Below are 22485 nucleotides of genomic sequence, written 5' to 3'. Positions count from 1 at the left end.
TTATATTGCCGTAACGATAAGACGGGTCTAGTCTTGTGATACCTTTCAGCAGTCAAAAGAAAAAGTATAGATGAAAAGTGGATACATTTACCCGATCGGTACTCCTGGCCAACCTTGGACCGAAGAAGAACGTAAAGCTTGGTTAGCAACGCAAGAAGTAAAACGTAGCTACCAAGATGAAGTCGTCAGTAAAATCGATGCCCTACGCGGGCATTTTGATGTTGAACAATATGGTGCGCTCTCATACAACGAGGCACGCTTCCCTCTGTTTTGTATCAAAACACGCAATTGGGATTCAACTAAACCTGTTGTGTTGGTCACAGGCGGCGTGCACGGTTACGAAACCAGCGGTGTACATGGCGCATTAAAGTTTGTAGAAACGGAAGCAGAGCGCTATGCAGAGCATTTCAATATTGTCGTTGCCCCCTGCGTAAGCCCTTGGGGTTACGAGGTGATCAACCGCTGGAATCCAAACGCGATTGATCCAAACCGCTCTTTCTATAAGGATAGTCCTGCCGAAGAATCCGCTAACCTCATAAAGCTAGTTGCAACTTTAGGCGATGTGTTAATGCACATTGATCTACATGAAACGACAGATTCTGACGAAACTGAGTTCCGTCCAGCCTTAGCTGCTCGTGATGGTATTGAGTACATTGAAGGTATGATCCCAGATGGCTTTTACACGGTGGGAGATAGTGAAAACCCTCAGCCTGACTTCCAAAAAGCGGTCATTGAGTCAGTTGCAAAAGTGACTCACATTGCACCAGCAGATGAAAACGGCGAAATCATCGGTTCACCCGTCGTACAGTTTGGCGTTATCAACTACCCAATGGTAAAACTGGGCCTGTGTGGCGGCGTAACAAATTGCGTTTACAGCACGACAACGGAAGTGTACCCAGACAGCCCAACGGTGACCGACGAAGAATGCAACGATGCGCAAGTTGCAGCCGTAGTTGGTGGTTTGAATTACGTACTAAGTAAGCTCGAATAACACAGGTTAACAATAAAGCAACTGACGATGTCTTTGAATTGTGAATCAGCTTTACTTTGCTCCGAAAGCAAGTTGAGACATTAATCCGCTAGTTTATTAGAAATTACCGCATTAACATCGCTAACACTGAAGATGCGAAGCATCACGACTTTATGACGCTATTTTAATGCGGTATCTAATAAATCCTAAAATACAAACGACATCTAGACATCATCGTCACTACTAACTCCTCTTCCTGAACAAACTATCGTCATACCATTTAAATCAAACCTCAACCAACGAGCTTCTGAAGCGAAAAACATCCTTAAACAATAAGAAAGCTTAATGCTCTTTGGCTTTATTTTTTAATCACTTACCCAAAAGCACATGCATTAGCCATTGCCTTGTTTTTTATACGCGATTGATCTTTTTAGAGAAACATATATGAACCTCATTGCTTAACCGAAAAAACAAATATACAATGAAAATAATTATCATTTGTATTTTAATTTTAAATCGAGAACCTCTTTCTCTTTGCATTGAAAGCGGCACTTTTCTTTTGCTAGTTAATCCAGTTTTAAAGCTAAATCAGCACGTTGAATTTTTAGGTATGGCCTAGTGATACTTTGAGGGCTGGATTGTGACCTTAATGTTTATAAAAAATAACTTGGTTATGTTTTGTTGGAATTTAGAACCTATATGCGAATAGATATTCATTATTCGTATTCCATCCCCAAGTCATAAGTTAAGAGAAACTCACTTTATTTTGGGGCAGATTCTGTATGAGTATTCACGTAGTAAGCCTGTTTTTTATACTGTGCTTAACTTCAATTTTCGTCGGCGCAAACCAACTAGATTGGTCGTTATTGCTGACCATGGATGACAAAGCTTGGCTACCGATTACTGCTAGCAGATTACCAAGGCTAATCGCACTAATTCTTACCGGATCTGGTCTCGCAATATGTGGTGTTATTCTTCAACATATTGTTAGAAATCGTTTTGTTGAGCCGGGCACCACAGGCGGTATCGATGCGGCAAAGCTCGGTATTTTGGTATCTATCGTCATGCTTCCATCCTCAGACAAGCTTGAACGTATGCTCTTCGCCGTACTATTTTGCTTCGCCGCTGGCCTTATCTACATTGCCATCGTACGAAAAATTAAATTCAGTAACTCTGCGTTAATACCTGTGATTGGGCTTATGTTTGGTAGTGTACTAAGTGCTATAGCGGAGTTTTATGCTTATCAAAACAACATCTTACAGAGTATGTCCGGTTGGTTAATGGGAGATTTCTCCAAAGTGGTCCAAGAACACTATGAAATAATTTTCTTGATTTTACCCATCACCCTACTGACTTACTTATATGCACATAAGTTTACTGTGATGGGAATGGGCGAAGATGTTGCGTCCAACTTAGGAATTAATATTGCGTTCACTGCCGCCTTGGGTCTAATGCTAGTTTCCGTGACAGTTGCTATAACAGTGGTGACCGTAGGTGCCATTCATTTTATCGGTTTAGTCATACCTAACCTAGTCGCACTAAAATATGGCGATCACCTTAAAAACACCCTACCAATCGTTGCACTAGGCGGCGCTTCGTTACTTATTTTTTGCGATGTCATAGGCAGAGTTGTTGCCTTTCCTTTTGAAGTCCCAATTGGATTAACAGCCAGTGCTATCGGGGGAGTCATGTTTCTTGTGTTTCTTTTGAAAGGAGCACGAGTATGAGATCACATTACTCAAACATGCGAGTGAGCATTATACTCGTTTGCATACTGTCTATCGCCTTTATCTTTACAAGCTCTGGGTGGGATTTTGATTACGTCATCCCTAAGAGGCTGATTAAACTTGGTGCCATAGTTATTGGGGGCAGCTGCGTGGCCATCTCTGCTGTTATTTTCCAAGCTTTAGCTGGTAATCGTATTCTTACGCCATCCATTATGGGATATGAGTCGGTTTATCTGGTTTGGCAAACCCTACTCTTATTACTAGGGGGCACTTCTGGCATTGCTACATTAGGTGTTGTCGGTAATTTCGCTGTCTCTGCAATACTCATTCTGTTGTATTCCTTAGCGATTCAATCTTGGGTACTCAATAGATTTAAACATGACATGCACCAAGTTCTGCTGATTGGCTTTGTTTTGACAATGGTGCTGACAACTCTTGCTCAATTTATCCAGCTCAGAATAAGCCCTGGAGAATTCTCTATCCTTCAAGGGTTCAGCTATACCTCGTTTGAGCGAGCGAAACCTTCTACGTTACTTTTTTCCAGTATTGCGTTAAGCGTTTTGGCACTCTTTGCTAACAGATGGTCACGCGAGCTAGATGTGATAGGTCTAGGTCGAGACCAAGCGATGTCATTAGGACTAAATGATAAGCAATATGTACCAAAGTTCTTTGCTGTAATCGCCATTTTAGTAGCAATTTCGACGAGCTTGATTGGCCCAACGGCTTTTATGGGAATTTTTATTGCCAATATTGCTTATTCCGTTACTAGCGCACCGAACTACAGACACATATTGCTCGTTGCTTGTGCTATTGCAATTGTCATGTTCTTGTCTGGTCAACTTCTGGTAGAGCACTTATTTAACTTTAAAACCACCGTCTCTATTTTGGTGAATGTCCTTTGTGGGGGATATTTCCTAGCCATCACGATAAGAACAAGAAGCCAAATATGAAAACTGTTACTCGCCTGTTTAAAGACAACTCACTGACAAAAAGGAAATACCCCATGTTTAAGAGCCCCCTACGTTTGAGCATCGCGCTTGCTTGCTGCGCTCTAGGAACCTTATCAGGTTGCGAGCCGGAAATAACTAAAATTGAAGATACTCAGCCATTAGAAAAGCTCATCGTGATTGAACACAATCTCGGAGCAACTACTATTTCTCATCGCCCTCAACGAGTGGCAGCATTAGATATGAACGAAGTGGACTTTTTAGATCAGCTAAATGTTCCAATCTCAGGAATGGTGAAAGACTTTGTTCCTCACTTTCTAGCGAAATACAAAGACACACCTGAGATAGCGGATCTTGGTGCGATAGTTCAGCCTAATATGGAAAAGATCTATGCCCTAAAACCAGATCTCGTATTGATGACTCCGCTACATGCTAATCAGTATGAAGAACTCTCTCAACTCGCTCCGACTTTACATTTTGACATCAACTACCGTAATAGTCGTGACCATCACGTCGATACCATTAAGAAACACCTTGTAGAGCTTGGTGAGATCTTTGAAAAGCAGGAGCTAGCCCAACAGAAAGTTGCCGAAATCGATGCAAAAGTCGCAGAAGTGCGCGCTGTTACGAAAGAGCGTTCTGAAAAAGCTTTGGTTGTCATGCATAACAATGGTGCTTTCAGCTCATTTGGCGTTGAGTCTCGTTATGGCTTCGTTTTCGATGTTCTGGGGGTAAAACCAGCGAGTGAAAAAGTGGAGACAGGTTTGCATGGTCAGCCAATTTCTAGCGAGTTCATTAGCCAAGCTGATCCAGACATTCTTTACATCATTGATCGAACAGCAGTAATGGAAGGAAAGCCTGTCATTGATGCGGAACACTTAGCAAACCCACTACTCCGTCAAACCAAAGCATGGAAAAACGACAACGTCGTTTTTGTTGATGCCGATGCTTGGTACATCACTTCAGCAAGCATCACATCTCTGAAAATCATAATTGAAGACATCCTAAAAGGTTACCAAAGCTAAATCTAATAACAATGAGTTGGATCTTAAGTAATTCAACACTCAATCGACGTCAGAACGGATGTGAGCTAGCCCAAACAAAGAAAAGGAATCTATAATGACTCATGACTATCATCAGATAGCGATGGACTCTTCACAGAAAAACAAACCAAGCCCATGTCATATCGCCCTCTTTATTTCACTTCAATTTAGTACTTTTGTCGTACCAATTAGTATCGCTCAAGCTGAAGAAGTCGTAGATGAATCAATGACAGTTTATGGTGAAGCAAACAGAGTTTATGCCGCTGGCAAAGTTTCTCACGCGAGTAATATAGGAATGCTTGGCGACAAAAACTTCATGGAAACGCCTTTCAATACGATTGGATACACAGAAAAACACATTCAAGACCAACAAGCACGCGATATCTCAGATGTAATCTCAGCTTCTGATCCCTCTGTTTTCACCAGCGGTGAAACCGGCTTAAACAAAGAAAGTTTCAAAATAAGAGGTTTCAACTCAGACATTAGCGACGTTATGCTTAATGGATTGTATGGTATCGCTCCTTATTACCGAACCTCTCCTGAAATGTATCAACGTATTGATGTACTTAAAGGTCCTGCTTCTTTGCTCAACGGTATGCCACCGAATGGATCTGTTGGTGGCACCATCAACTTAGTGACAAAAAGAGCACAAGAAACACCAATCACATCTTTCACCGGCAGCTACTTATCGGACACTCAATTCGGAGGACATATCGATATTGGACGTCGCTTTGGTACAAATGAAGAATTTGGTATTCGTTTCAACGGTGCATTTAAAGATGGAGACACCGCGATAAACAACCAAAGCAACAAAACTCAACTTGCATCATTAAGCCTTGATTGGCGTAATGACATTGCTTTCCTTGAAGCAGATTTTTACTACAGTACAGAGCGAGTTGAAGGTGCAAACCGTGGGTTAAGCATCGCTTCTGGTCTCAAAATCCCATCACCTCCTCTATCTGACACATTATTGACGCCAAGTTGGGCCTACAATGATAGCGAAGATAAAGGGATGATGATTCGCGGGGAGCTAAGCGTTAGTGACTCTGTAACTGTGTACAGCGCATTGGGTGGTAGCCGTACAGATTTTCATTCAAATGTACCGCAACGAATCAAAATCATCGATAACGAGGGTAACCTAGAGGTATCTCTCGGATCAGTTAAGCTTGAGAACAAACGGACTTCAGGTGAGATAGGTGTTCGTAGCAACTTTGACACTGGCCCAGTAGAACACCACCTTGTACTGAATAGTACTTACTTTAGAGAAGATAAAAATGATTCTCCAACAGGTAATAATAATCCAGCCCCTTGGAACTCGAATATTTATGATCCTGTTTGGGGACCAGAAAATTCAGTTTACGACAACTACTATGGTTTACCTATCGATTCAACTCAGGTCAGCTATGGCATTGCCGATACGTTATCTTTTGTTGATGGGAAATACCAAATCACGCTCGGCTTGCGTTACCAGAGCATTGATTATGAATCTGGAATAATAATGAACGGAATGTCGCTTCCTACCACCAAGTTTAAGGAAAGTACTTACACTCCCGCACTTGCAGCATTATACAAAGTTTCGAGCTCAGTTTCGCTTTATGGTAACTACACCGAAGGCTTAACGAATGGGAAAACAGCAGGCTCTAGCGCTGCAAACGCAGGAGAGGCTTTTGAACCCCAAAAAACCAAACAGACTGAAGCAGGCGTGAAGCTTGACCTGGACGGCTTTGCTCATACGTTCAGTTTATTTGAGATTAAAAAGCCAAATGGGTACCAAGATCCGGATACCAACATTTTTTCTTTCGGTGGTGAACAGCGCAATCGCGGTATTGAATGGGGGTTCTACGGCACACTATCAAAGGACTATACACTCATCGGTGGTATCGCCTATACAGATGCAGAGATTACAAAAGCAACAGATGTGACAGAGGAGGGGAAACAAGCAACTAAGCTACCCGATTTACAAGCTAAACTCGCATTAGAATGGAACCTCCCTGCGATGCGTGATCTCACGCTTATCGGCCAAGCGAACTATATGTCTGAACAATACATTGATGCACAAAACACTCAGGCATTACCTGCACAGACTATTCTTGATCTTGGCGCACGCTACAACTCAAAAATTGCTGAAACAAGCGTGGTTTGGCGCCTTAGCGTAAACAATGTACTGGATGAAGATTACTGGACAACCACCCACTATGCGGACCTAGCTCTTGGCGCACCACGTACAGTGATGCTGTCAGCTACTGCGGATTTCTAATCCCTCCACCTCCCCTTTAGCCTGCCTTCTAAGGGGGACTTACTCCCATTTGGCTGTTCATGAAAATTCACAACAAATCAAAGGAAGTACTCATCTTCAACATTCAAGCAGACAAAGAGCTCGCAACACCTACGGCCAAAGTTAATTCAAAACATAATCCATCAACGTCCACTTCCATAGGCTTTATATGAAAAACGATAAGAGCTCAATATGCTCTACCACGTTCTCCTTATTTTCGCTTGATAGGCTAGATAAGGTGACAATATGATAAGTAAAATCAGCCAACATTACGTTACGCCTAGCTTAATGCCAGCCTTAAAGCCATCGATTAAGAAGCTTGCTTTGGGAACGTTTTGTGAAGCACTTGCCGCTGTGGCAAAAGTTGGTGCACTGCTATGCTTGATAAACCTTATCGATAAATTTGCAAACCAATGGATTTACGGTGCCATAGGACTTTGGGCGGCTAGCGCACTTGCCTCATCAGTGGGCTCGTGGTTAGTTCATGATGCCGAGTCGCAGTTTTCCACTCGATTACGTCGCCAAGTTGCTCAGCACTTGACGCGCTTGCCAAGCAAGACCATCTCTCAATATGGTGATAATCAACTGCGTCGCATAGTTTCCGAAGACATCAGCACGCTTCACCACATGGTTGCGCATTTGCCTTCAGAACTCGTGACATTCATTGTCGTACCCGCAACTTCTATTTTTATCATGTTGAATCTCACAGGTCCGGTAGCGATGCTTACTCTGCTCCCTGGTCTAATTGCATCATTGTACTACCTACTCTTTTTACCTAGGTTCGCCGCTAAACATGGCAAAGAGCGCATGACAATAATGGGTGATATCGTTACCGCAGTAAACGACTACACAAGAGGTATCCGAGTAAATCGAATTTACGGCACGCAAGCAGGAGCACTCGACAGCTATAATGATGCCACAAGACGCTTTACTCACGGCATAGTGAAATGGGTTGGTAGCGTTGCCCTTCCAGCAGCAATTGCTACCGCATTACTTCAAGCGGTTTCGACTTTCGCAATGGCCTATACCATTGGCTATGAATTAAGTCCCGTGGCAATGGCGTCGCTATTCTTTTTTGGTTTGGCCGTCGTATCACCCGCACTGAAGCTTGGCCATGGATTGGACTACGTTAACGCAGGAAAGAATGCTGCAAAGAACATCAGCGACTTTTTACAGCAACCACAAATAGAAAGTGGCAGTTTGAGCGCGGGAGAAAAACCGCTATCACTACAAGCATCAAATATCGTAGTGGCTAATGGAACTGTTAATATTATTGATAACTTCTCCCACTACTTCCCACGGGGTTCATTTACAGCCATCATGGGGCCTAGCGGAGCAGGCAAAAGTACGTTACTACGTCTATTAGCAGGTCAAGAAACACCTCTTTCAGGCTTCGTTACCTTAGGAGGCAATCAACTGTCTAAACTCTCTGAGATATCCCGATACTCCGCCATACGCTATGTACCCCAAGATATCGGTGTACTCAAAACTACCATTAGGCAGAATTTGAAACTATCAACGCCAAGTTCAAGTGACGACGAGCTGAACCAAGCTTTGCAACAAGCTCAATTAAAGATTGACCTCAATTCTGATGCAAGCGTGCTTTCAGGAGGCGAGCAACAACGTGTCGCAATAGCTAACACATTTCTAACTCAAGCCAACGTTCTATTACTGGATGAACCAACCAGTGCTCTCGATAAAAATACGGCCTTCACTGTGATCAGAAATCTCGCGAAGTTTGCGAAAACACAAGACAAGATATTGATCATAATTACTCACGACTCAGAACTCGCGAAACTTGCAGACACTACATTGATGCTCAACAGAAAGGCTCAACGACAGGATGAAGAAGTATGACGGCTCACAATACCCTCTATTCCAATTCGACAATTCCACAAAGTGCAAAGCACCGTCTATATCGAGTCGCTATAGGTTGGGGACTAGTTGCATTATTTGAGGCAACGGCTTACACATTTCTTGCAATATCTATTGTCGAACAAGCTTCACCATTGAACGTCATAATAGCTGCTGTTCTAACTGTGATAGTTACCGTTATTGTAACTCGTTCTGGATTTCTCTCTGGTGCGAAACTGGCTGGGGATCTTTATTCATCAGTAGGTCATTCGCTCAGTAAAGCAAAGTTAGCTTGGTTTAATGATCAGCATAGAACTCAGCTCACTCAACTAGCAGAACGAGGAATACCTGGCTTTATGGCCATTCCTGCTCATCAGCTACAAACATTTTTACACGCTCCAATGTTACCCATATTTTTAATTATCGGTATTGGGGTCGTTGGAGGAGGTGAAATTGCACTACTCAGTGCCGTATTGTTACTAGTTGCACTGCTCGTTCAGTACAAGGCGCAAAGATACCTAAGTCGCTCAGATAGCGACCGACATGACGCAGAGCTTCAAGCGACTAAATCAACACTTGAGCTCATAGATCACCTTGAGTTACTTCGCTCAACAGCGGGGCCTGAGCGCTCAATCGAGCGTATTGAACAGAGTTGGCACGCACAAGAAGAAGCTCATTCAACTATTAATCGTAACGCTTCTATCGCAACCTTAGTATCAGGATTGGCAACGATTTTACCCCTTGCAGGTATCGCCATCTATCTCGTCTTAGAGCCGATTACTCAACCCTTATTAGTCTTGGCTTTATTGATATTGATTACCCGTGCAGCTGCACCTTTGGGTGAACTCGCGTTGGCAGGCTTTGCGATTAACGACGTAAAATCCTCAATTAAAAATTACGCTCAGTTAACGAATGTCCCTGTTCTGCCTGAGCCTAATCCTCAATTTGCAACCTCCCCCAAAAACCATAAGTTCGAACTGAACCTTGTGGGCCATTTAGATCTCTTTGAAGATGCTAGCACGGAGATCAAACAAGGTGATACCGTCGTCATCAATGGAGTCAGTGGCAGTGGCAAAAGCACTTTACTGGGCCTGTTTCTAAGGTTTGATGATCCTGACCAAGGTCTTATTTCGCTCGGAGGGATAGATCTAAAGAATATCCCTTATGACGTGCTCACCCAGCATATAGCCTATGTTGCTCAAGAACCGGTCATTTTTACTGGCACATTGGCGGATAACATTCGGTTAGGTAATCCCAATGCAAGTGATTATGAAGTTGAGAGCTTTGCAAGACACGCACAATTGGACAAACTTATTGACTCATCTCCTAAAGGAATACATCAAACAGTAGGACAAAGAGGCTCAGGGTTGTCAGGAGGTGAAAGACAGAGAGTCGCAATTGCGCGAGCTCTCATTAAAAAGGCGCCAATCCTCATTTTCGACGAAGCGACGGCAGCATTAGACGAAGCAACCGAAAAAAGTATTGCTCAACATATTCAAACATTGAACTCGACCGTGATTATTGTGACGCATCGCGATCAGAATATATGGTCACCCACATTGGAACTCACGATTGAGGGTAGAAGAGTTATAGTTGCACAGTACAACTCTACTTCCTTGAAAAGTAGGGACAAATTGGCGGCTGAAGAAACTAATAACAATCAATACTTAAATCTAAGCGGTGTCAATTGAGTTTTTTGTCACTTTAGCACATTGTATCATCTAAAGAATCTTACAGGCATGTTGTAAAGCAATAATAATAAAGCGAATTCTCAAGGTTATAATTCTGACTCAATCTGACACAAGATAGACGTAAGTCTTTCCAATACCATCAGCTTTTCGAGTCGGTCATCATACAGCGCATTGTCAATTTTTTTAAAATAGACTCTACACTTTTACAACAATCGATTCTTGTATTGCTCCGGTGTCATGCCGGAGTATTTCTTGAACATCGCGATAAAAGGGCTAGCTTGGTTATAACCTAACGTCAGAGCGACTTCTTTTACGGTCTGCCCTTTACGCAGCAACTCCATAGAATGTAAATATCGCACACGTAAGCGCCACTCAGTAAAGCTCATGCCCAACTCACTCTGGCAATGTCTCGCTAACGTGCGTTCTGTGGTATGCACTTTTGCCGCCCACTCCGCCAAACTGATCTCATCCGTCGGCGATTCTTCTACTGCTTTTAAAATCGGTTCAAGATACTTATTGTCGGTAGTCGGTAAAAAGTGATGTTCGACTTCTTGCTTTGCAAGCTGGTCCAATAACACTTGTACCAAGCGCTTGTCTTCATCAGTTTGCGCCACGTTAATGTCTCGCTGACGAAAGTCCTCAATAATAGATGACACGATTGGAGTCACTTTGATCAAGCTCGTTTTAGTTGGAAAATGCGCCGTCAATTCAGGGGCAATGTTCAAAGAACAATATTCGATTGGCTTACGGTTGTAGCTAGTGTGACGAACTCCGGCGGGAACCCAAATAGCAAGATGTGGAGGTGCTAGAAATCTTGTGTCTTCTGCATCCATCTCCAGAATCCCACCGCTGATCAGTTGCACTTGCCCCCAAGGGTGGCTATGAATTCGTGTTTCTGTATTAGAGAGAAACGCTTCGAAATTCATAAATACATCTGATGGCGCACGATCGATTGATAAGGAGGGGTGAAGATTTCTGGCGCTCTTTTTCAAAATTGTCTTCCTATCGCTTACGATGTCTTTTAAGAGATACTTTTTATTATAAAGACCTGCCAGACTAGCGCCATCAATAATTGTGCTATAGGGTTCTCATGATTTATTTACTTCCGTTTTTCACCGTTATGATTTGGGGTGGTAACTCAATTGTGAACAAGATGGCTGCGAGCGCCATTGAACCAAGTGCGATGAGTTTCTACCGTTGGTTTGTCGCAATGGTACTCCTAACGCCATTTTGCCTGCCTGCAATCATCAAACAACGACACATTATTCGACCTTACTTAGCTAAGTTGGCGTTTCTTGCGTTACTTGGTATGGTTCTCAACCAGTCACTTGGATACTATGCCGGTTTAACAACAACGGCCTCTAATATGGCCCTGATCACCTCTTTAGTTCCTTTGATCAGTGTGTTTTTAAGTGTCCCATTGCTCGGTAAATCTATATCAATGTTAAGTATCGTCGGTGGTGTCATTTCGCTCGGCGGCTTGGCATTTATGCTTGGTCACGGTGATATCACTTACTTTTTACATCAAGACTTAACGCAAGGTGACAGCTTAATGCTCGTTGCTGCCATGGTATACGCGGCTTATTGTGTTCTGCTAAAACGCTGGAAAATGCCATTCAGTAGTTTAACTCTGGTTTACATGCAGGGCTTCTTTTCTGTTTTGATGCTCACACCACTTTGGCTCTCTAGTGAGCAACTGTTACCAAGCCAAGATGCGCTACCATTAATCGCTTATGCTGGTATTGCTGCTTCCATTTTCGCGCCGCTGATGTGGGTCAAAGCGATTGATTCAATTGGTGCTGATTCAAGTGCTATGTTCATGAACCTAATGCCTGTGGTTTCCGTCATACTTGCTTCAACACTAATTGGTGAGAAAATTTACGCTTACCACATTATTGGTGGGTTGTTAGTCATCTCTGGCGTTATCCTGTCGCAAGTAAAAGTAAGACAGAGAAAACCATTATCCAATTCTGAGATTGCCTCTACCGCCAATTAACATCTACACCCCAAGCCACAGAACTACGCTGTGGCTTGTCACTTCCAGCGTTCGAATAAAAGTTAAAATTTTGTTTCATTCGCTATTCCCGAAAATTCATCTTGCTGCTAAATTGGGAAAACAATAACCCATCAAGGAAAGACAGATGAGCAGTGGTCAAAGAGACATTACCCTTCGCTTTTTAGCAGAACCCAGCGACGTAAATTTTGGCGGAAAAGTGCACGGCGGCGCCGTAATGAAATGGATCGACTTGGCAGCGTACGCCTGCTCTGCAGCGTGGAGTGGTAAATATTGCATTACCGCATATGCTGGCGGCATTCGGTTTGTTGCGCCGATTCATGTCGGCAACTTAGTCGAAGTTAGCGCGAAAGTCATTTATACCGGACGAAGCTCAATGCACATTGCGATTGACGTGCAAGCTAGTGATCCAAAGCAAATGAAAAACAGACTCACCACTCACTGTATCGTTATCATGGTTGCTGTAGATGAAAACGGAAAACCAACCGATGTACCGAAATGGATTCCAGAGTCAGATGAAGACAAAGCCTTAGAGCAATCCGCTATCCGTCTTATGAACATGCGTAAAGAGATTGGGGAAGAAATGGAAGCACACGTTAAATATCTCAAGTAACTGGCATCCGTTAAGAACGCTATTAAGTACCTCAACGTTACCTAGACCCAGAGTGTGGAGCAACATCATGGTTTCGCCATTTGTTTCACGCTCGCCCTTATCTGTCATAAATCCTTCACCTAGCTTTGCTTAAATCCATCCATTATTTTAGAGTTGGATAGAGTTTGGATCTTGAGACTAAAAGAAACGACCTTAAGTGAAGAGACGTTGACCAATTTAAAAGCGGTCGAGTACCAGTGGGTGAGAACTATGTACGTCGAGGGGTATAACGAAACAGAAATTAATCATTACATTCAAACTTGCTTTGGCGGTGACGTTACCTTTGCTAATCTATTTCGTCGCGTCGCACTGCAGCAAGAAAGTTTGTACACGCTGCTTCAATACGTTGGATGCGCACCTTCCAGCCGAGAGTTTTAATCTCTTCCTTCCCTACCTCAATTTAGCTTTTTACTAAGCTCTAGTTATTTATGTGAAGTGCTACGCAGGGCATTATTCAAGCCCTGTGTAATCCATTGCAAAGCCGCTAATCTCTATCTACTTATTGCAAAATTGCCTTTAACAGGCATAAAAAAACCTGAGTCTAAACTCAGGTTATGGTTACAAAAACTGTTAGTGATTGAATCGTAAGGAACTAAGCTAACAGCCAGCTATGCGTAACGCCAATAAAAGCCAAGATATTACTGATCGGCGGCCAAACCAAAATTGTAATATCCGTGCTAAGTATAAGGGCGACCATGTGGTCGCCCTTTTCTAGTTATTCTTATCAATCTCAGACCACAAGAGATTATCCTTTCACACCACCAGCGGTTAGACCACCAACCAACCAGCGCTGCGCAAGTAAGAATACGGCAGTGATTGGCACTGCTGAAAGTACAGCAGCTGCGGCAAAGTCACCCCACAAGTAGTTTTGTGGATATAGGTATTGCTGCATACCCACTGCAAGTGTGTACGAGTCTACATCAGAAAGCAGTAGTGACGCTACAGGAACTTCACCAATTACCATGATGAACGACAATATGAAGACTACCGCTAGGATTGGCACAGACAGTGGCAGCAATACCAAACGGAATGCTTGCCATGGTGTAGCACCATCAAGAGCCGCTGCTTCTTCTAGAGACGAGTCAATACTTTCGAAGTAGCCTTTAATGGTCCAAACGTGCAGTGCGATACCGCCTAAGTAAGCGAAGATCAGACCGCCATGCGTGTTCAGACCAAGGAAAGGAATGTACTGACCCAGTTTGTCGAACAACGCGTACAGAGCAACCAGTGCCAACACCGCAGGGAACATCTGGAAGATCATCATCGCTTTAAGAATGGTGTTCTTACCTTTGAACTTCATACGAGCAAACGCGTAAGCCGATGTGGTTGATAGCGCCACGATTAGGATTGCAGAAATACCACCCACTTTTACCGAGTTCCACAGCCATGTCATTACTGGGAATGGTGGCGGTGTAACTGTACCGTCTGGATTAGTCACCGAGAAACCTAATGCCAATTTCCAGTGATCAAGTGTTGGGTTGTCTGGGATCAGGCTACCCGTTGCAAAGTTACCTTCACGGAATGAAATCGCGATGATCATCAGTAAAGGGAAAATAATCAGTGCCAAGAATGCCCACATTGCAATATGAGTAGCCCAAACACGATACTTTAATGACTTACCTTGTACCATTGCCATTGTAATTTCTCCTTAGTCCTGAGCTACTTTAGTTACGCGTAGGTTGATAAGTGCCAATGCGCCAACCAATAGGAAGATAAGCGTTGCTACTGCACTTGCTAGACCGAAGTCTTGACCACCAGCACCTTCGAATGCGATTCGGTAGGTGTAACTTACTAGCAGGTCGGTGTAACCCGCAGGCTCTGATGTACCAATCATGTTTGGACCACCGCCAGTCAACAACTGGATAAGTACGAAGTTGTTGAAGTTAAATGCAAAACTCGCGATCAACAATGGTGTTAACGGCTTCAACATCATTGGTAGTGTGATACGTGTGAAGTTCGTGACAAAGTTCGCACCATCAATTGCTGATGCTTCATATAAATCGTCTGGAATCGCTTTTAGTAAGCCCATACACAAAATCATCATGTAAGGGAAACCAAGCCAAGTGTTCACAATTAAGATCATGGTTTTCGCCATGAACGGGTCAGAGAACCAAGCCGGGCTAATGCCGAACAAGCCTTCCAACAACATGTTGATCTCACCAAAGCTTTGGTTAAACAAACCTTTAAAGATCAAGATAGAAATAAACGCCGGAACTGCATAAGGCAGGATTAGCAACAAACGGTAAACTGAGCGACCTTTAAGTGCTTCCCACTGAACCACACTGGCAAGGACAAGACCAATAACAAGCGTAAACAATACGGTTAGCGCAGAGAAAACAATGGTCCAGATAAAGATACTGATAAACGGCTCTTTGATACCATCATCTTTCCAAACACGCTCAAAGTTGTGGGTACCAATGTTCACCACGAAACCTGGTGACACTGTGCTGCCAACAAATTGACCGTTTTCATCGACAGGCTGGTAGTAACCTACTTCCATATTTGGACGTAGCGTTTCTTCAGTCCGGTTGTTGTAAAGCGTTTCACCATCTTCTTGCAATGTGTACAAAGGTACAACTGCAGCAAATTTGCGCAGCCCACTCATGCGGATATCATCACCACTTGGCAAATGTAAATCGACACTGCTCAACGCACTGCGGTTCTTAACAATCGCCTTGATTGATTCTTTTTCACCCGTTACTTCTTCAATTGGTGAAAGATCAAACTCCGATGCTGAAAGGTTATCAAGCTGAAAAGTCGGGCTTGCAAGTAGCTCACCATCTTTTTCAACCACAAGTTGATGGCCTTGCTCCGTTTTATACAAAGTGAACGGGTAGCTATCACCACTTTGGTAAGTTCGGTCCAAAAGTACGTTCTGAGCGCGATCAAAAGAGAGTTGGTTCTTCGCGCTATAGTTGGTAAACGCCAAACCTATGGTGTACGCCAAAGGAAAAAGAATGAAAAGGATCATCCCTGCTATACCAGGGTAGATGTAACGGTGTGCGTACGTCTTTTTGCTACCAAAGATGAACAACGCTAAAGCGGTAAGAATGAGCGTAAGTAGTGCAAACGCAATCTCACCGCGAGAATACATAAGGATTGTTGCGTAGCCATTGATGATGCCGACTGTGCCTAAAAGTGACCATTTCATGAACACTTTTTTGCTGCTCGGAAGGCTGGCTTCTGGTGCTGTCATAGCATTTGTACCTTGAACTGACTGCATAGGGAACCTGCTAGCGAATATAGAATAAATATAGAAAAGTAAGGAGGAGTTGCCTCCTCCTTAAAAAGGTCTTACTTAATTATTTAGTCATTTGTTTTTCTGCATCTGCAAGAGCTGCATCGACAGTTTGACGACCGTCAACTACGTTGATGATTGCGTTCTTAGCCGCACCCCAGAATGCGTTCATTTGAGGGATATTTGGCATGATTTCGCCGTTCATCGCATTGTCCATTGTTGCTGCGATACGAGTATCTGAATCTAGCTCACGTTGGAACGAGTTAAGTGCTACCGCACCTAGAGGCTTATCGTTGTTAACCATACGTAGGCCATCGTTTGTTAGTAGGTAGTTCTCAATGAACTCAACTGCTAGATCTTTGTTTGGAGACGCAGTGCTGATACCAGCCGTTAGAACACCAACGAATGGCTTAGAAGATTGACCTTGGAACTTAGGTAGCGTAGTCACGCCGTAGTTAACGCCAGACTTCTCAATGTTGCCCCAAGACCATGGACCGTTGATCGTCATCGCTGTTTTGCCTTGGTTGAACGCAGACTCAGACACTGAGTAATCCATATCCGCAGAGATTACGCCTTTATCAACTAAGCCTTTTACGAAGCTCATTGCGTCTTTAACGCCTTCTTTCGCGATACCAGCGTCTTTAACATCGTAACCTTCAGAAGTGTATTTGAACGCGTAGCCGCCATCAGCCGCCATTAGTGGCCAAGTGAAGTACGGTTCTTTTAGGTTCCACATGATTGCAGACTTGCCGTCTTTTTTAAGTTTTGCATCTAATGCTGCAACCTCTTCCCAAGACTTTGGTGGGTTTGGAACTAGGTCTTTGTTGTAGATTAGAGATAGAGACTCAACCGCAACTGGATAGCCGATCAATTTGCCGTCGTAACGTACTGCATCCCAAGCGAAATCAACGATACCTTCTTGAATATTCTTAGAAGGTTTAATTTCTGCTAGCAGGCCAGCTTCTGCGTAACCACCGAAACGGTCGTGAGCCCAGAATACGATATCAGGACCGTCGCCAGTCGCTGCAGTTTGAGGGAATTTGTCTTGAAGGCCATCTGGGTGAGCCACAGTCACTTTAATGCCTGTGTCTTCTTCAAATTTCTTACCAACTTCAGCAAGGCCGTTGTAGCCTTTATCACCGTTGATCCAGATAGTAAGTTGTCCTTCTTCGATGGCAGCATTAGCACCAAAAGAACCCAAAGCAACAAGAGTACCTAGTGCTACAGCGCTTAACTTTTTCATGTTCGTATCCTTTTTATATTTTTGATGTAGGGCTAGTCCATTGAGGTTCAGCCGTATTTCGACATATATCATCTGAAATAATCCAATATGTCTCATCCTCCTAATCCCTACGCCCTTACAATTATGACGTATTTTCGTGATCTAAATCGCCAAGGGTAAGAGACTCAAATCACAAAATGGATAGTTCCTGTGATCGGTTTCAACTTTAGGTGGTGCAATAATGTGATTTCCGACCAACTGCTTTCTTCCTCCTCCTTTTTTACTCCTCCCTTTCTACTCCCCCTACAATTATTTCTATTAGGAGGATGTCGCACTACGCACAATCTTAGAAACTGCAGTCATCCAAGAGTGGATGGTAAGAACCCTTTCCCAGCAGTGCCTACGTATTAGGAAAAAGATTTGCTGGTTTTGCATTGCCAGACGAGTGGAATGTCATTATTAGTGTTGTTTGTGGTAATTATTTCACGGGGGAGACAATACGAATAATGTGGGGGAGAGAAACTCGTACTTGGCTATGATGGGTAGCACTTCTATTCAGGACATTTTATTGAAGTGCTACCCTACTTTTCTTACCAACCGCAAGAACTTACCGATTCCTACTGTTACTGCTCGCTAGATAATTCATATAATGATGAGCGGTGAATAATAAAAAATTGATCGAGGACGAGCTACATGGCGAGTGTCACGTTAAAAAATGTTTGTAAAGCGTATGGCGACGTACTGATTTCTAAGAACGTAGACCTAACAATCAACGAAGGTGAATTTGTTGTTTTCGTAGGTCCATCAGGTTGTGGTAAATCTACCCTTTTACGTTGTATTGCCGGTCTTGAAGACATTACTTCAGGTGATTTGTATATTGGTGACCAGCGCATGAATGACGTCGAACCATCCAAACGTGGTGTTGGTATGGTATTCCAGTCTTACGCTCTTTACCCGCACCTTAACTTATATGACAACATGTCATTTGGCTTGAAACTAGCAAAAGCAGACAAAGCAGAAATCGACAAGCGTGTTGAACAAGCAGCAGAAATCCTACAACTAGGCCACTTGCTTGAGCGCCAACCAAAAGCACTTTCTGGTGGACAGCGTCAACGTGTGGCGATTGGCCGAACATTGGTATCGCAGCCAAATGTATTCCTTCTAGACGAGCCACTATCAAACTTGGATGCGGCACTGCGTGTAAACATGCGTGCACAAATTACGAAGCTACAACGCCAACTTGGTTGTACCATGATCTACGTAACGCACGATCAGGTAGAAGCGATGACAATGGCAGATAAAATCGTTGTACTAGACGGCGGTTATGTATCGCAAGTTGGTAAGCCGCTTGAGCTTTACCATTACCCACAAAACCGCTTTGTAGCTGGCTTTATCGGTTCTCCGAAAATGAACTTCATGAGCGTATTCATTGATGAAGTAGAAGCAGAGCGCGTCAAAGTTCAACTATCTAACGGCGTATCTTTCTGGATTCCGGTGGATGGTACAACAGTTAACCGCGGCGACCGAATGTCTTTAGGCATTCGCCCTGAGCACCTATTATCCGCTTCTGAAGCTGATGCAAGTATTCACGGTGAAGTGATGATTGTTGAGAAGCTAGGTAACGAAACTCAAGTATACCTAAATCTAGAAGGCGCGGACGCCGACGTTATTTTCCGTCAGCCTGACACGCTTGCAGTCGACACTGGCGATAAAATCGAGATCGGTATTCCAGCTCATCGTTGTCACCTGTTCCACAGTGATGGTCGCGCATGCCGCCGCCTATACAAAGAAAACGGCGTAGAAGTCGAATAGTTCATTCGTCCTTACTCAAAAAAATCCCTCTCACTTGAGAGGGATTTTTTTATCTTAATAAATATCAGCAATTCGATACTAAATCATTAATCGTTAACGAATCAAATCACCCGTTTCTTCTAACCTCACATAAACCATTGTCTTTGTACTGATACTTCATTTTTAATACTTTTCCTCATTCCTCATAAGTAAGTACCAGCTTTTTCCTAACCCGCCAAACTTAGCCAAAGGGCTAAATATCATTCTTATTTCCACTTACCTCTACAACGCAAATTTTTACACTTATCAACGAAATTACACGTGACAAAAAACTCAGCAGCATTCAACAGAATGCTCTGTGCACCAACTACTAATAACGTTCACGACACGGCAATTGGGGAAGACACCCAAGGGCGGTAGCGTGTCAGAAGGGAAACTGAGTCATGAAACAAAAAGGACTTATCCGCTCTCATGAGATGGAGTTCGCTTTTTTATATCGCATCTCAGATCTTGCTGTCATCGTCTCTTTTATGCTGCTTTTAGTGTTCAAAGACATGAATACTGCGATGGGGAAAGATTACGTCATATTGGCTTTCGTTGGAGGCATCTCTTTTCTATTTATGGCAGAAAGCGGCAATCTGTATCGCTCTTGGCGAACCAGTTCGTTTAAAGAGCAGATGTTTATTGTCTGTGTTGCTTGGGCGGTGACTTCTGCACTTATCTTTATTGTGCTGTATTTTTCTGAAGTCCATACCTTATTTGATAACACAATTTTAGCGCTGTGGTTTGCGATTACGCCCGCTCTGCTCTTAGCATGGCGAGTAACATTCCGTACCGGATTAGCCTATTTGAGAAAAAAAGGATTCAACACTCGCACTGCGATCATCATCGGCCAAACTCCTCACGGCATTACCCTAGCTAACGAAATTCAAAACCACACAGAACACGGCGTGCTTTTTGATGGCTTTTACGACGAACGATCTTCCGACAGATTGCCAAATTCTGATTATCCTATTAAAGGAGCTGTTGACCACGCCCTTGAGCGAGCTAAAAAAGGGGAAGTAGATTACGTCTATATCGCGATGCCAATGCACGCAAAAGAGCGCATTGCGTCACTTCTTAACCAATTCTCAGACACCACCGCAAATACGTATCTGATTCCCGACTTCTTCACTTATAACCTTTTACATTCTCGTTGGGCGCAGATTGGCCAAGTTCAAACTCTAAGTGTCTTTGATACACCTTTTGCTGGAATTTCTTCTTGGGTAAAACGGTTTGAAGACATCTTGTTTTCGAGCATTATTTTGGTCTTAATCGCCCCTATTCTATTCGTCATTGCGATTGGCATTAAGGCAACTTCTAAAGGCCCTGTCATCTTTAAACAACATCGTTACGGTCTTGATGGACGCAAGATTGAAGTCTGGAAGTTCCGTTCAATGACAACCATGGATCAAGGTTCCAACGTGAAACAGGCGACAAAGAACGATCCTCGTATTACGCCTTTTGGCGGATTTCTACGTCGCACCTCTTTGGACGAACTACCTCAATTTATCAATGTACTGCAAGGGACCATGTCTATTGTCGGCCCACGCCCTCATGCCGTGGCACACAATGAAGAATACCGTCAGATCGTGGATCGCTACATGCTACGTCACAAAGTAAAACCAGGCATTACTGGCTGGGCACAGATTAATGGTTATCGCGGCGAAACCGACACCTTAGAAAAAATGGAAAAGAGAGTCGAGTTTGATTTGGATTACATCCACCACTGGTCGGTTTGGATGGACATCAAAATCATCTTTATGACCGTTTTCAAAGGCTTCACTGGTGCTAACGCTTACTAAGGTTGAGATTATGAAGAAACTGACAATGGCAATAGCATTGAGTCTGTTTTCTACTGACTTGCTCGCAGAACCGATGGCTTACCAAACCGAGTCTGGTATAGAGTTGATTCCCCTCGTAAAAACTTTCTACGAGGGAGATGACAACATCAATAAAGCGGAAAAATCCGGCAATGTAGAATCGGTCAATATTTGGGGTATAGAACCAAGCTTACTAGCACGTATAGAACGGAATCGCTATCGCGCAGATATTTTATATAAGTTAAAAGCTGGCTTTTCATCTGACGATCGCAACGACTTCGACGACCACACTTTTCAGTTTTCCAACTTTTTCGAATTTAATCATCGTCATCGTTTAGTGGTTGATTACCGTTTTCGCGCCCAGCATGAAGTTCGAGGAGAAGATATTACCGAAGGTAATGGTAGCGCAATCGACTCACCAATAGAGTTCAACCGTAACGATGTAAAAACCAATTATGTCTTTGGATCTAACGGTGCCAAAGGCAGACTCGAATTCGGTTTAGGCTATAGTGATAAAACCTATCAAAACTATCGTGACGGCTTGCCTGGGCGCCCAAACGCTAAAACTAAATACAACGATTTTCGAGCTCCCAATGCACATTTGGAGTTCTATTTAAGAGCGACGCCAAGAACCTATTGGTTAGTCGGAACAAACCAAATCGTAACCGAGTATCAGCACCGAAATTCTGCGCAGCCATCGAAAGATAACAACACCAGTTTCTATTACACCGGTGCCGAATGGGAAGTCACAGGAAAAACCAAAGGCATCGCTCGACTCGGTTATCAAATCAAAGATTTTGACAGCGCTCAACGAGAGACATTTAAAGGCTTTAGTTGGGATATCGGCTTTGAATGGTTGCCTCAAGAACAAACTCTAGTCAGCGTGAAAACCACTCAAGCGGCGGTTAACCCCGATCAAGATGGCGATTACAACCTACAAACTCGTTACCGACTGAACCTGAAGTACGATTGGAATAGTTACCTTGCAACTCGCTTAGGTGCTGTTTATCAACAAGATGATTACACGGGAATCTCCAGAAACGACGATCGGTACACTCTATCTTTTGGTATCGATTATCAGATCAAACGTTGGATACAGCTGCAAGCCGATTGGCAATACCAAGATAAAAACTCTAGCCGATCGGATTATAGCTTCGAACAAAATATTTGGACTTTAAGCGCACAGTTTTCTCTGTAAA

At 43.4% G+C, this 22485-nt stretch carries 17 protein-coding genes; 13 read left to right on the top strand and 4 right to left on the bottom strand.

Annotation, left to right across the window (positions count from 1 at the left end):
- The first annotated feature begins 70 nt into the window (after positions 1-70).
- The 7 genes from R7P69_RS02555 (at position 71) to R7P69_RS02525 (ending at position 10507) form a co-directional block, all read left to right on the top strand.
- Positions 71-991 (top strand): M14 family metallocarboxypeptidase, encoded by a 921-nt coding sequence (locus R7P69_RS02555; RefSeq protein WP_238952515.1) that lies wholly within the window; start codon positions 71-73, stop codon positions 989-991.
- Positions 992-1752: 761 nt separating this feature from the next.
- Positions 1753-2697 (top strand): ABC transporter permease, encoded by a 945-nt coding sequence (locus tag R7P69_RS02550; protein WP_033906772.1) that lies wholly within the window; start codon positions 1753-1755, stop codon positions 2695-2697.
- Positions 2694-3647, top strand: coding sequence for an iron chelate uptake ABC transporter family permease subunit (locus tag R7P69_RS02545; protein WP_275269524.1), 954 nt, complete (start codon positions 2694-2696; stop codon positions 3645-3647). Before R7P69_RS02550 ends, R7P69_RS02545 begins: the two co-directional genes overlap by 4 nt.
- Positions 3648-3700: 53 nt before the next feature.
- On the top strand, positions 3701-4669 hold the full coding sequence (locus tag R7P69_RS02540) for a siderophore ABC transporter substrate-binding protein (RefSeq protein ID WP_054701806.1): 969 nt from the start codon (positions 3701-3703) through the stop codon (positions 4667-4669).
- 94 nt (positions 4670-4763) lie between these two features.
- A complete protein-coding gene (locus tag R7P69_RS02535) occupies positions 4764-6944 on the top strand; it encodes a TonB-dependent receptor (protein WP_132936315.1) in 2181 nt (726 codons plus the stop codon).
- A gap of 264 nt (positions 6945-7208) precedes the next feature.
- Positions 7209-8819: an ATP-binding cassette domain-containing protein gene (locus tag R7P69_RS02530; RefSeq protein WP_005375287.1), complete on the top strand. Its 1611-nt coding sequence runs from the start codon at positions 7209-7211 to the stop codon at positions 8817-8819.
- Positions 8816-10507 (top strand): ABC transporter ATP-binding protein, encoded by a 1692-nt coding sequence (locus tag R7P69_RS02525; protein ID WP_033906768.1) that lies wholly within the window; start codon positions 8816-8818, stop codon positions 10505-10507. The genes R7P69_RS02530 and R7P69_RS02525 overlap by 4 nt, the downstream gene beginning before the upstream one ends.
- 203 nt (positions 10508-10710) lie before the next feature.
- Here the strand turns inward: R7P69_RS02525 and R7P69_RS02520 are convergent, their stop codons facing one another.
- Complete coding sequence (locus tag R7P69_RS02520) at positions 10711-11499, bottom strand: AraC family transcriptional regulator (protein ID WP_047101782.1); 789 nt, start codon at positions 11497-11499, stop codon at positions 10711-10713.
- Between the two features lie 98 nt (positions 11500-11597).
- On the opposite strand from R7P69_RS02520, the gene R7P69_RS02515 reads away from it, so the two are divergent.
- From R7P69_RS02515 to R7P69_RS02505, 3 genes are all read left to right on the top strand, one after another.
- Positions 11598-12503 carry a DMT family transporter gene (locus R7P69_RS02515; protein WP_054574462.1) on the top strand — a complete coding sequence of 302 codons (906 nt, stop codon included), beginning with the start codon at positions 11598-11600 and terminating at the stop codon, positions 12501-12503.
- 145 nt (positions 12504-12648) lie between these two features.
- Positions 12649-13134 carry an acyl-CoA thioesterase gene (locus tag R7P69_RS02510; RefSeq protein WP_005375279.1) on the top strand — a complete coding sequence of 162 codons (486 nt, stop codon included), beginning with the start codon at positions 12649-12651 and terminating at the stop codon, positions 13132-13134.
- 171 nt (positions 13135-13305) lie between these two features.
- Positions 13306-13551: a hypothetical protein gene (locus tag R7P69_RS02505; RefSeq protein WP_005375277.1), complete on the top strand. Its 246-nt coding sequence runs from the start codon at positions 13306-13308 to the stop codon at positions 13549-13551.
- Between the two features lie 367 nt (positions 13552-13918).
- On the opposite strand, the gene malG is transcribed toward R7P69_RS02505, so the two are convergent.
- From malG to malE, 3 genes are all read right to left on the bottom strand, one after another.
- Complete coding sequence (gene malG, locus R7P69_RS02500; protein ID WP_005375275.1) at positions 13919-14809, bottom strand: maltose ABC transporter permease MalG; 891 nt, start codon at positions 14807-14809, stop codon at positions 13919-13921.
- A 12-nt stretch (positions 14810-14821) separates the two neighbouring features.
- Positions 14822-16396, bottom strand: coding sequence for a maltose ABC transporter permease MalF (gene malF / locus R7P69_RS02495; RefSeq protein WP_005375273.1), 1575 nt, complete (start codon positions 16394-16396; stop codon positions 14822-14824).
- Positions 16397-16475: 79 nt separating this feature from the next.
- On the bottom strand, positions 16476-17654 hold the full coding sequence (gene malE, locus R7P69_RS02490; protein ID WP_005375272.1) for a maltose/maltodextrin ABC transporter substrate-binding protein MalE: 1179 nt from the start codon (positions 17652-17654) through the stop codon (positions 16476-16478).
- A 672-nt stretch (positions 17655-18326) separates the two neighbouring features.
- On the opposite strand from malE, the gene malK reads away from it, so the two are divergent.
- The 3 genes from malK (at position 18327) to R7P69_RS02475 (ending at position 22484) form a co-directional block, all read left to right on the top strand.
- The gene (gene malK, locus R7P69_RS02485; protein WP_005375271.1) at positions 18327-19445 is read left to right on the top strand and encodes a maltose/maltodextrin ABC transporter ATP-binding protein MalK; all 1119 of its coding nucleotides are present in this window, start codon (positions 18327-18329) and stop codon (positions 19443-19445) included.
- 422 nt (positions 19446-19867) lie between these two features.
- A complete protein-coding gene (locus R7P69_RS02480; protein ID WP_033906767.1) occupies positions 19868-21268 on the top strand; it encodes an undecaprenyl-phosphate glucose phosphotransferase in 1401 nt (466 codons plus the stop codon).
- A gap of 10 nt (positions 21269-21278) precedes the next feature.
- Positions 21279-22484: an outer membrane beta-barrel protein gene (locus tag R7P69_RS02475; protein ID WP_238952514.1), complete on the top strand. Its 1206-nt coding sequence runs from the start codon at positions 21279-21281 to the stop codon at positions 22482-22484.
- Position 22485 lies beyond the last annotated feature (1 nt).

Source organism: Vibrio sp. 661, assembly GCF_033339315.1.
Classification (GTDB): domain Bacteria; phylum Pseudomonadota; class Gammaproteobacteria; order Enterobacterales; family Vibrionaceae; genus Vibrio; species Vibrio alginolyticus.
This window is presented reverse-complemented; position numbering and strand designations above follow the sequence as displayed.